The 10,622-nt window shown below is 74.0% G+C and carries 11 protein-coding genes; 3 read left to right on the top strand and 8 right to left on the bottom strand.

What is annotated here, in order from left to right; translation table 11 throughout:
• The 5 genes from GPJ59_RS27050 to GPJ59_RS27070 form a co-directional block, all read right to left on the bottom strand.
• Positions 1 to 1,204 (bottom strand): sensor histidine kinase (locus GPJ59_RS27050; protein WP_219670316.1); only part of this gene is annotated, 1,204 nt, incomplete at its 3' end.
• The gene (locus GPJ59_RS27055; protein WP_308120508.1) at positions 1,201 to 1,944 is read right to left on the bottom strand and encodes a hypothetical protein; all 744 of its coding nucleotides are present in this window, start codon (positions 1,942 to 1,944) and stop codon (positions 1,201 to 1,203) included. The genes GPJ59_RS27055 and GPJ59_RS27050, both read right to left, overlap by 4 nt.
• Positions 1,941 to 3,815: a phosphatidylglycerol lysyltransferase domain-containing protein gene (locus tag GPJ59_RS27060; protein ID WP_219670317.1), complete on the bottom strand. Its 1,875-nt coding sequence runs from the start codon at positions 3,813 to 3,815 to the stop codon at positions 1,941 to 1,943. The genes GPJ59_RS27055 and GPJ59_RS27060 overlap by 4 nt, the downstream gene beginning before the upstream one ends.
• A 76-nt stretch (positions 3,816 to 3,891) precedes the next feature.
• Complete coding sequence (gene cobT / locus GPJ59_RS27065; RefSeq protein ID WP_219670325.1) at positions 3,892 to 4,944, bottom strand: nicotinate-nucleotide--dimethylbenzimidazole phosphoribosyltransferase; 1,053 nt, start codon at positions 4,942 to 4,944, stop codon at positions 3,892 to 3,894.
• A 112-nt stretch (positions 4,945 to 5,056) separates the two neighbouring features.
• The gene (locus tag GPJ59_RS27070) at positions 5,057 to 6,262 is read right to left on the bottom strand and encodes a bifunctional adenosylcobinamide kinase/adenosylcobinamide-phosphate guanylyltransferase (protein WP_219670318.1); all 1,206 of its coding nucleotides are present in this window, start codon (positions 6,260 to 6,262) and stop codon (positions 5,057 to 5,059) included.
• 109 nt (positions 6,263 to 6,371) lie between these two features.
• Between GPJ59_RS27070 and GPJ59_RS27075 the strand changes: the two genes are divergently transcribed.
• On the top strand, positions 6,372 to 6,584 hold the full coding sequence (locus GPJ59_RS27075; protein WP_219670319.1) for a hypothetical protein: 213 nt from the start codon (positions 6,372 to 6,374) through the stop codon (positions 6,582 to 6,584).
• A gap of 299 nt (positions 6,585 to 6,883) precedes the next feature.
• Here the strand turns inward: GPJ59_RS27075 and GPJ59_RS27080 are convergent, their stop codons facing one another.
• Positions 6,884 to 7,591, bottom strand: a complete 708-nt coding sequence (locus GPJ59_RS27080; protein ID WP_219670320.1) for a class I SAM-dependent methyltransferase — start codon at positions 7,589 to 7,591, stop codon at positions 6,884 to 6,886.
• 77 nt (positions 7,592 to 7,668) lie between these two features.
• Positions 7,669 to 8,268 (bottom strand): DUF3043 domain-containing protein, encoded by a 600-nt coding sequence (locus tag GPJ59_RS27085; protein ID WP_219670321.1) that lies wholly within the window; start codon positions 8,266 to 8,268, stop codon positions 7,669 to 7,671.
• A gap of 282 nt (positions 8,269 to 8,550) precedes the next feature.
• Between GPJ59_RS27085 and GPJ59_RS27090 the strand changes: the two genes are divergently transcribed.
• Entirely contained in the window at positions 8,551 to 9,348 is a 798-nt protein-coding gene (locus tag GPJ59_RS27090) for a PspA/IM30 family protein (RefSeq protein ID WP_219670322.1), read from the top strand.
• A gap of 13 nt (positions 9,349 to 9,361) precedes the next feature.
• The gene (gene pspAA, locus GPJ59_RS27095) at positions 9,362 to 9,640 is read left to right on the top strand and encodes a PspA-associated protein PspAA (protein ID WP_219670323.1); all 279 of its coding nucleotides are present in this window, start codon (positions 9,362 to 9,364) and stop codon (positions 9,638 to 9,640) included.
• Between the two features lie 48 nt (positions 9,641 to 9,688).
• On the opposite strand, the gene GPJ59_RS27100 is transcribed toward pspAA, so the two are convergent.
• The gene (locus GPJ59_RS27100) at positions 9,689 to 10,471 is read right to left on the bottom strand and encodes a hypothetical protein (protein WP_219670324.1); all 783 of its coding nucleotides are present in this window, start codon (positions 10,469 to 10,471) and stop codon (positions 9,689 to 9,691) included.
• Between the last annotated feature and the right edge of the window lie 151 nt (positions 10,472 to 10,622).

A 10,622-nucleotide genomic window follows, 5' to 3' on the forward strand; every position in this document is an offset into this window, starting at 1 on the left:
GGCCGGTGGAGCAGGTGCCGCCCAGGGCCACGGCTCGCTCGCGCATGCCGAGCAGGCCGTGGCCGCCGCCCGGCCCGGGGCCGGGCAGGGGGGAGGAGTCCGCGCCCGTGCCGCCGTCGTCCAGCACCGTGACCTCCACCGACGGCCCGACCCGCACCACGCTCACCTCGGCCCGGGCGCCGGGCCCGGCGTGCTTGCGGACGTTGGTCAGCGCCTCCTGGATGACCCGGTAGGCCGCCAGGTCCACGGCGGCCGGCAGCGGACCGCCGTCCCCGTCCACGCCCGCGCGGACAGCCGCCCCGGCGGGCATGTCGACGGCCACCTGCACCGGCAGCCCGGCATGCCGGAAGGTGTCGACCAGCTCGTCCAGCCGGGCCAGCCCCGGCGCCGGCTCGGTCGGCGCCTCCGGATCCCCGGACTGGCGCAGCAGCCCGACCGTGGCCCGCAGCTCGTTCAGCGCCGACCGGCTGGCCTCCCGTACGTGCGCCAGCGCCTCCTTGGCCTGGTCCGGCCGCTTGTCCATGACGTGCGCGGCCACCCCCGCCTGGACGTTGACCAGCGCGATGTGGTGGGCGACCACGTCGTGCAGGTCGCGGGCGATCCGCAGCCGCTCCTCGGCCACCCGTCGCCGCGCCTCCTCCTCCCGGGTCCGCTCGGCGCGCTCGGCCCGCTCCCGGATCGCGTCCACGAAGGCCCGCCGGCTGCGCACCGCGTCCCCGGCGGCCGCGGCCATCCCGGTCCAGGCGAAGATGCCGATGTTCTCCTGGGCGTACCAGGGCAGCGGGCCGGCCAGCATGGCCACGCCCGTCAGCCCGGTCATGGTGAGCAGGCCGACCCGCCAGGTCGTCGGCCGGTCGGTGTGCGCGCCCAGGGTGTACAGGGCGATGACCGTGCACATGGCGACCGGCGCCCGGGGCTCGCCGGTGGTCAGCTCCAGCAGCGACAGCGCATTGGTGGCGGCGAGCACGGCCATCGGCCGGCGCCGGCGCAGCACCAGCACCGCCGCCCCGAGCACCATCAGCACGACCGAGACCGGGTCCGGGCTGCGGGTGCCGAACGTCGGGCCGTGCGGGCCGTGCGGGTCCGCGAACGAGCCGACGACCATCGCCACGAGCACCCCGAACGCCAGCAGCGCGTCGGTCGCCAGCGGATGCGCCCGCAGCCACCGCCGGGTGGCGCGGAAGGGGTCGAGGTCTGTCGTCACCCCGACACGGTACGGCCTGCCCCGCCCCCCGGTGGCGGGGGAGGGGGCGGCGGGGGCCGGTGGGTGCCCAGGGGCTCCCGGGACCGCTGCGGACCCCACTTGGCCCGGACCGCGCACAGCGCCATGACCGCCGCGATGGCCGCCAGGTGCTCCTTGCCGGCCAGATTGTTCTTGACCAGCACCTCGACGATCATCGCGAGGACGACCAGGGCGCCCGTCAGGTACGCCCGGTAGCGCCAGCAGACGTACATGGCCAGGCCCACCACCGCCGCCGACGGCCCGGTGTCGTTGACGATCCGGTCCGACAGGGGCAGGCCGAAGGGGTGCTCCGGGCTGAGTGCCAGCCCGATCCGGGCGTACGTCGTGCCGGCGACCGTGGCGACGTACCCGATCAGCAGGGTGCGCCACCAGCCGATGCAGATCTCGGCGATGCCGAACACCAGCAGGATCTGGGCGAGCGCGCCCCACACCGGCAGGTCCAGGGCGGGCACGAACAGCGACAGCGGGGTGCGCAGCAGGGCCAGCCACAGCGGGTCGGCGGCCCGCACCGAGCCCAGGTTCTGGACCGGCTGGAAGCCCCAGGGCTGGTTCTGGACGATCTGGAAGACCGAGGTCAGGGCGACCGCCCCGAGGGTCATCGGGATCGCCCGCCACTTCCTGGCGACGAGCGCCTCCCGCACGGTCCGGTACAGCGGCCCCCATTCGCGCCGGGCGGACCGCCGCACCGCGGGAGCCGTCACCGCCTGCTCTCCAGGTGTCTGCGGTGCAACCACTTCGGGAGCCCCGGCGCCTCCAGGAAGCCCTCGGCGCGGGCCGCGGCGATCCCGATGCGCAGCAGGTCGGAGCTCTTCTCGAACAGCATGAACCGGGGCTCCCAGACCGGCCGGTACTTGGCGTTGGCCCGGTAGAGCGACTCGATCTGCCACCAGCGGGAGAAGAAGCTCAGCAGCGAACGCCACATCCGCAGCACCGGACCGGCGCCGAGCCGGGAGCCGCGCTCGAAGACGGACCGGAACATCGCGAAGTTCAGGGAGACCTGGCCGACCCCGATCTCCCGGGAGCGTTCCAAGAGTTCGATGACCATGAACTCCATCAGGCCGTTCTCGGAGTCCCGGTCACGGCGCATCAGGTCCAGGGACAGCCCCTTGGCCCCCCACGGCACGAAGGACAGCATGGCCCGCAGCTCGCCCTGGGCGTCGGTGCACTCCAGCATCACGCACTGGCCGTCGGCCGGGTCGCCGAGCCGGCCCAGGGCCATCGAGAAGCCGCGCTCGGTGGCCCCGTCACGCCAGTCGTCGGCGCGCCGCAGCAGCTCGTCCATCTCCTCGGCCGGGATCTCGGCGTGCCGCCGGATCCGTACGGTGTACCCGGCGCGCTTCACGCGGTTGTAGGCCTGCCGGACGGTCCGCATGGCGCGGCCCTCCAGGGTGAACTCGGCGGTGTCCACGATCGCCTCGTCGCCCAGCTCCAGCGCGTCCAGGCCGTGCCGGGCGTAGATCGTGCCGGCCTCCTCGCCGGCGCCCGTCACCGCCGGCACCCAGCCGTGCTCCCGGGCCTCGGCCAGCCACGGCTCGATGGCGCCCGGCCAGGCCTCGGGATCGCCGATCGGGTCGCCCGAGGCCAGCGAGACCCCGCCGATGACCCGGTAGGTGACGGCGGCCTTGCCGGTGGGCGACCAGATCACGCTCTTCTCGCGGCGCAGCGCGAAATAGCCGAGCGAGTCGCGGTCGCCCTGCTTGGCGAGCAGGGCGCGCAGCCGCTCCTCGTCCTCCTCGGTGAGCGGGTCCACGGCGCGGCGCGAGCGGAACGCGGCCAGCAGCACGGCGAGGAGCAGCACGAACGACATCGCGTTGATGCAGACGTCCACCCAGGCCGGCGTGCTGATGCCGGTGAAGGCGGTGCCCTCGATGTCCAGGGTGACCAGGCGCAGCACGCCGTAGGCCCACCGCTCCAGGAAGCCGGCCCCGGTCGCCGCCGTGTCGGTGGCGCCCACCATCACGGCCGCGACCAGCGAGGTCACCAGCAGCCCGAGTCCGGCCACCGCGGTGGCCAGCTTGGGATTGGAGCGGTCGCCCTTGGCGTAGAACTCGCGGCGGCCCAGCAGCAGGGCGCCGACGAAGCCCGCCGTGAGGACGACGGAGACCCAGTTCTGGGCGTGGATGCGGATCTCCGGATGGTGGGGCAGGGAGAGCTGGACGGCGAACAGCAGCAGGAACAGGCCGCCGAGCACCAGGTTCAGGATCCAGGCGGCCCGCTTGCGGCGGCCCATGGTCACGGCGAGGAACAGGGTGAACAGGCCGGAGCCGAAGCCCGCGGTGAGCAGGTACGGGGTGTAGTAGTCGTCGGTGTTGTGGGCCCGCAGGTCCTGGCCGAGCGAAACCCATACGGCGCTGAGGAAGTTCACGAAGGTGACCAGGCGCAGGTACCAGACCGCGAACGCGGCCGCCCGGCGGGACCGGACGGTTCCCCGGCCGCCGCTCCCCCCGCTGCCGTTCCCCCCGCCGCCGCTGCCCCGGCCGGCGCTCCCCCTGCTGCTTCCGCCCGCCCCGTCGACCGGTGCCCGGTCGCCCTTGCGGTCGGTCTCTGCGCTGCCCAAAAGGACCTCTCCCATGAAAAGCGATCATATGGGTCATCGCCTCTCACGGAGTCCGGGAACGGCGGCCTGGTCAGGGCCGCCGCCCCGTGGCTCAGTCTGTCGGCTCCGTCTCCCGCACCGGGAGGTCCGCCGCGAGTGCGGCGGCCGCCTGGACCAGAGGAAGAGCCAGCAATGCCCCGGTTCCTTCACCCACTGTGACGCCGTGGTCGAGCACGGGGTTGAGCGCCATCCGGTCAAGTGCCTTGGCCTGACCCGGCTCCCCGCTGGCCTGGCCGGCCAGCCACCAGTCCGGGGCCCGGAACGCGGCCCGCTGCGCGACCAGTCCGCAGGCCGCCGAGACGATCCCGTCCAGGATCACGGGGGTGCGGCGCACCGCGCACTGGAGCAGGAACCCGGTGATCGCGGCCACGTCCGCACCGCCCACCGCCGCCAGCAGCGCCACCTGGTCGCCGAGCACCGGCCGGGCCCGCCGCAGCGAGTCGCGGATCGCCGCGCACTTGCGCATCCACGCCAGGTCGTCGATGGGCAGCCCGCCGCGGCCGGTCACGACCGAGGCGTCGGTCCCGCACAGCGCGGCCACGAGCGTCGCGGCGACCGTCGTACCGCCCACACTGAGGTCGCCGAGGACCACGAGGTCGGTCCCCGCGTCGGCCTCCTCGTCGGCGATCCGCATGCCCAGCCGCAGCGCCGCCTCGGCCTCCTGCGCCGTCAGCGCGTCCTCGATGTCGATCCGCCCGCTGCCCCGGCGTACGCGGTGCTTGACCACGTCCTCGGGCAGCAGCTCCGGCTCGCAGTCCAGGCCGGCGTCCACCACGCGGACCGCGACGCCGTACCGGGCCGCCAGGACCGACACCGGGCTGCGCCCGTCGAGCACGGCCCGCACCAGCTCGTGCGCGCCGCCCGCGGGACGGGCGGAGACCCCCAGCCCGGCCACGCCGTGATCGGCGGCGAACAGCACGACCTTGGGGTGCTCGACCGGCCTGACCGGCACCCGGCCCTGGGCGGCCGCCAGCCACTCGGCGAGCTCGTCGAGCCGGCCCAGCGCCCCGGGCGGCACGGCCAGCCGCTGCCGGCGGTCCTCGGCGTCCCGCCGTACGCCGCCGTCGGGGCGCTCGATCAGATCGGAGAAGTCGTCGAGATTCAGCGTGGTCATCTGCCGAAGATTACAGCTCCCCTACGGGCCCGGACCCCGGGCCGCAGGGCGGCGGCGGGGCGGTGGCCCGGGGGCCGGTCCACGAGGACCCGGACCCTGGTCCTCAGTCCTTGAGCACCAGGGCCTGGCCGGCGACGACCAGGAGGACGTGTTCGCACTCGCCGGCGACCACCGCGTTCAGGCGGCCCAGCTCGTCGCGGAAGCGCCGGCCCGAGGCGGTGGCCGGGACGATGCCCGAGCCGACCTCGTTGCTCACCGCCACCACCGTGCGCCGGGTGGCGCGCAGCGCCGCCGCCAGCGAGGCCGTGCGCTCGCGCAGTTCCTTCTGGCCGGAGGCCGCCCACACCTCGTCGTCCCAGGCGCCGGCCCGGTCCATCGCGTCCGTCAGCCACAGCGCCAGACAGTCGATCAGCAGCGGCGGACCGTTCTCGGCGAGCAGCGGGACCAGCTCGCACGTCTCCAGCGTCCGCCAGCTGCCCGGCCGCCGCTCCCGGTGCAGCCCGACCCGCTGCGCCCACTCCGGGTCGCCGTCCCGGGTGCCGCCGGTCGCCACGTAGTGGACCTCGGGGAAGGCCTCCAGGCGGCGTTCCGCCTCGTACGACTTGCCCGACCGGGCCCCGCCCAGCACCAGCGTGCGGCGCGGCACGTCGGGCACCAGCTGGTAGTCGCCGACGACCAGCGTGGCCCCGTCCGGCACCGCCCGGGCCCCGGCGGCGGCGCAGCGGCGCTTCAACTCCCGTCCGGGCGGGGTGTCGTGGTCCAGGTGCACGGCCACCACGTCGGTGGCCGGGCCGGCCTCACCCGAGGCCCGCAGCCGGGCCAGCGCCTCGGGCCGGCCCAGCACGTCCGCGAGGACCATGTCGTACGGGCGCACCCCGGACCGCGCCTCCGTGCCGGCGGGCGCGCAACCGGGCGGCAGGTACAGCAGCCGCTCCCCGTCCGGCCCGGTCACCTCGTACCCCGTACCCGGCGAGTCCATCGGCACGGCCCGCACCCGGTGCCCGCTGATCACCGCGAGCTCGCGGCCGTCGGGGACCCGTACCGCGGTGGGCAGCCCGGGCGGCAGCTCCACGGCGGGCCCGTCGTGCGGGTGCGTCAGCAGCACCTGCCGTACGCCGCCCAGCGAATGCCCGGCCCGGGCCGCGGCCAGCACCGCCCCGGGCGTGAGGTCGAGCAGCAGCGCCCCGTCCACGAGAACGGCCGTCGCGGCCCGCGCCCGGGTGCCCACGGATACCGCGCACGCGGCGCAGGGACAGCCGGGGCGGGGCAGTCCTTCGGGCGCGCCGGTGCCGAGCAGAGTCAGTTCCACAAGGAAGATCCTCCCGCGTCGGCGCGACTGGTGCGCGCCCGGCTACGCTGCGGGGCAGACATAACCGGGAAAGCACCGCACGAGCAACGGACGACCAACGGAGGCGGACATGGCGTGGACGTGGCGGTTCGAGAAGGCCGACGGCACGGAGACGGCGCCGGCGGTGGAGCCGGAGGAGTTCACCACGCAGGGCGACGCGGAGTCGTGGATCGGCGAGTACTGGAAGGATCTCCTGGAGGGCGGCGCGGAGCGGGTCAAGCTTTCCGACGACAGCGGGGCGGAGATCTACGCGATGAGCTTGCGCGAGGCTCTGGACGCCTGAGCCTTGTCCGGGGCTCTGCCCCGGACCCCGCGCCTCAAACGCCGGCGGGGTTGCAAGGAACGGGTCCGAGCTGGCCGTGTCGGCCTGCGGTGGCTGGTCGCGCAGTTCCCCGCGCCCCTGACGGGGCGCAGCTTCGGCTGCGGAGCCCAGCCATCTCCAGCCCCGCCGGCGAAGCCTGGCCATTTCCAGCCCCGCCGGCGTTTGAGGCGCGGGGGTGTGGGGGCGGAGCCCCCGCAAGGGGTCCGGGGCGGAGCCCCGGGTTCGGGAAGGGGCGGGTGGGGAAAGGCTCCGCGCAGCGGTCAGCCGCGGACGCCGATCAGGTGGAGGAGGGCGGCCACGCCTCGGTACGGATCGGTCCGCCCAGCCCGTTCCTCCGCCGCCAGCAACCGCTCAAGCTCCCCCTCCGGCGGCAACGCCTCAACCGCCTCCGTCCCGTCCGTGAACACCCGCACCCCGTACCAGGAGTGCAGCGGCGCCCCGATCCCGGACAGCGTGGACGTCAGGTCCGCCAGCCGGTCGGCGCGCACGTCCAGTCCCAGCCGGTTCGTGTACGCCACGGTGTCGAACGCCGTCAGTGCGCCCGACCAGTCACCGGCCAGCCCCGGCCGCATCGCCAGCGCGTCGCCGTTGCGGACGAGCAGCGACAGCAGGCCGCCGGGCGCCAGCATCCGGGCCAGCCCGGCGAGCATCCCGTCCGGCTCGGGCAGGTACATCAGGACGCCGTGGCAGAGCACCACGTCGAAGCTGCCCGGCGTGAAGTGCGCGCCGGTCTCGCGGCCGTCGCCCTCCAGCAGCCGGACCCGGTCCTGGATGCCGGCGGGCTCCCGGGACAGCGCGTCGCGCGCCACGTCCAGCATCCCCGGGTCCTGCTCCAGGCCGGTGACCTGGTGTCCGGCCCGGGCCAGCCGCAGGGCCTGCGTGCCCTGGCCCATGCCCACGTCGAGGACGCGGAGCCGCTGCCCCACGGGGAAGCGCTGGGCGATCTGCTCCTCGACCTGGCGGCCCACCAGCTCCTGCCGGACGGCGTTGCGCAGTCCTCCCAGCCCCTCCAGCCAGAGCCGGGCGCCGTCCGCGAAACGGTCGCTCAGGGCCGCTCTCCGCGCTTGACCTGCGGCTTCGGCAGGCGCAGCCGGCGCATCTGGAGGGTGCGCATCAGGCCGTACGCGGCGGCACCGCGCTTGGGCTCGTTCGGGAAGCGCACGTTCAGGGCCTTGCGCAGCCGGATGAACAGGCCGATCGAGTCCACGACGATCAGGGCGATCACGCCGAGCCACAGCAGCAGGGCGATGTTCTGGATCGCCGGCTGGTTGATGATGCTCAGGATCAGGATGACGACCGCGAGCGGCAGGAACATCTCGGCGATCGAGAAGCGGGAGTCCACGTAGTCGCGGACGAACCGGCGGACCGGGCCCTTGTCCCGGGCCGGCAGGTACCGCTCGTCGCCGCTCGCCATCGCCTCGCGCTGCTTGGCCAGTTCGACGCGGCGCCGCTCGCGGGCGCGCCGCATGTCCTCCTTGCGGTCGCCGGTCGAGGCCACGACCGCCTTGCGCTGCGACTGGGCGACAGCGCGCTTCGGCGTCGGGCGGCCCTTCGGGGCCTGCGGGTCACGGGGCTTCGAGAGGTCGGCGGTCACCTTGTCGGTGGCGGCTGCCTTCTCTTCCTTGGAGGAACGGCTACCAAACACAAAACCCAAGGGTACGTGTTCAGGCGCACGGGCCCCACCCCGGCGGGGAACGATCCCGCAACGGCGGGCGTCACTAGAGGTGACAGGTTTTCCACAGGGAGGGCCCTCCGGGTCCTCCCCGGGACCGTCTACTCCTTCCGCCTGACCTGGGCGGAGGCGTAGTCGTTCTCGGGGAGGAGCGCATCCGCGGCGGAACAGTGCGGTAATGGAGGCAGGGCCCCTACTGTGGTGCCTGATCGTGACCTGGAGTCGAAGTCCGTCAGAAGGGGGCGCGCGAAGCCCATGAGCGGTGTCATGAAGCGTATGGGGATGATCTTCCGCGCGAAGGCGAACAAGGCCCTTGACCGGGCCGAGGACCCGCGCGAAACCCTGGACTACTCGTACCAGAAGCAGCTGGAGCTGCTCCAGAAGGTCCGCCGCGGGGTCGCCGACGTCGCGACGTCCCGCAAGCGTCTGGAGCTGCAGCTCAACCAGCTCCAGGGGCAGTCCGCCAAGCTGGAGGACCAGGGCCGCAAGGCGCTCGCGCTCGGCCGTGAGGACCTGGCGCGCGAGGCGCTGTCCCGCCGGGCCTCCCTCCAGCAGCAGGTCAGCGACCTGGAGGTGCAGCATCAGACGCTCCAGGGCGAGGAGGAGAAGCTCACCCTGGCCGCGCAGCGCCTCCAGGCCAAGGTGGACGCCTTCCGCACGAAGAAGGAGACCATCAAGGCCACGTACACGGCCGCCCAGGCCCAGACCCGGATCGCCGAGTCCTTCTCCGGCATCTCCGAGGAGATGAGCGACGTCGGCTTGGCCATCCAGCGGGCCGAGGACAAGACGGCCCAGCTCCAGGCGCGCGCCGGCGCGATCGACGAGCTGCTGGCCTCCGGGGCCCTGGACGACCAGTCCGGGCTCGCCAAGGACGACATCCAGGCCGAGCTGGACCGCCTCTCCGGGGGCACGGACGTGGAGCTGGAGCTCCAGCGCATGAAGGCGGAGCTGGCCGGGGGCCCGTCGGCGCAGCAGCAGGCCATCGAGGGCGGCACCCCGGGCGCCGCCCAGCAGCAGTCGCAGCAGGCCCAGCACCGGTTCGACAAGCCGTAGGACGGGGTCCGTCATGATCGTTCGCATCATGGGGGAGGGCCAGGTCAAGCTGGCCGACGAACACTTCGTGGAGCTGAACGCGCTGGACGACGAGCTCCTGGACGAGATGGAGTCCGGCGACGAGGAGGGCTTCCGGCGCACGCTGGGTGCGCTGCTGGACGCCGTACGCCGACTCGGCACGCCGCTTCCCGACGATGCGCTGGAGCCGAGCGAGCTGATCCTGCCCGCTCCCGACTCCTCGCTGGAGGAGGTCCGGGAGATGCTCACCGGCGACGGGCTGCTGCCCGGCTGATCCCGGTCCGGGCGCCCCGTTTCCCGGCCGGCCCGGGCCCGGGGCGCCTCAGTTCCCGGCCGGGCCGTCCCGCCGGGGCTGCTCGTCGGCCGGGGCCGGGTCCGGGGCGCCCCCGATGAAGTCCTGGAACCTCCGCCGGCGCACGGCCCAGCGCCGGTCGTGGTGGAAGGCCCGCAGCCCTGCCCTGGCCCGGGCCCTGGGGCGGTCGGCGTAGAAGCGGCGCGCGTACGGGGAGCCGGGCCGGGCCAGCCGGACCGCGCCGACGAGCGCCACGAACGGGACCAGGGTGCCCAGCAGGGCGGTGCGCGGCTTGCCCTTCCACAGGGCGACCAGGGCGAGGAAGAAGTTGGTGGCCGTGTTCAGGACCACGAGCCCGCGGTTCTGCCGCTCCTCGAACGTCAGGTCGTTGACCCCGAAGGGCAGGAACCCGCCGAGCACCAGGCCCACCAGCGCGGCGGTCAGCACCACGACCTCCACGCTCTTGCGGCCCTGCTCGCTCCAGTAGACGTCGTCCAGGTGCAGGATCAGCGCGAACTCGTCCAGCACCAGCCCGGCGCCGAGCCCGAAGAGGACGGCCGACAGCAGCGCCGCGAAGCCGTACCGGCCGCTGCCGACGGCGCCGAAGCCGCCGACGATCACCAGGACCACGCCGGGCACCACGTGGTGGACGTGCAGCCCTCCCGGGGTGATGTTCTTGAAGGGGCCCTTCCCGGCCCGGATCAGCCGGGTGATGGTGCGGGTGACCAGGAACGAGAGCACGAAGGAGACCAGGGCCAGCAGCAGCGGGAGCTTGCCCGGCTCGACGATGTTCCGGTACCACCAGTGACCCATACCACCAGCTCCCCTTTTGGCAGGTATGGGTAATTTACCGGGCGGTCCGACCCGGTAGCGTTCCCCGCGATGACCGACTCGCCCTCGGGCCCGCCCGCCGGCCCGCCTGACGCCCAGGCGCCCGGCCCGCCGTCCGCCGCGTCCGCCGCCG

The organism is Streptomyces bambusae (genome assembly GCF_019400985.1).
GTDB lineage: Bacteria > Actinomycetota > Actinomycetes > Streptomycetales > Streptomycetaceae > Streptomyces > Streptomyces bambusae_A.

Excerpts from the sequence above, each read along its gene's own strand:
- GPJ59_RS27060 (WP_219670317.1), bottom strand. The coding sequence starts at position 3,815 with ATGGGAGAGGTCCTTTTGGGCAGCGCAGAGACCGACCGCAAGGGCGAC.
- GPJ59_RS27075 (WP_219670319.1), top strand. The coding sequence starts at position 6,372 with ATGGCGTGGACGTGGCGGTTCGAGAAGGCCGACGGCACGGAGACGGCG.
- GPJ59_RS27090 (WP_219670322.1), top strand. The coding sequence starts at position 8,551 with ATGAGCGGTGTCATGAAGCGTATGGGGATGATCTTCCGCGCGAAGGCG.
- pspAA (WP_219670323.1), top strand. The coding sequence starts at position 9,362 with ATGATCGTTCGCATCATGGGGGAGGGCCAGGTCAAGCTGGCCGACGAA.
- GPJ59_RS27100 (WP_219670324.1), bottom strand. The coding sequence starts at position 10,471 with ATGGGTCACTGGTGGTACCGGAACATCGTCGAGCCGGGCAAGCTCCCG.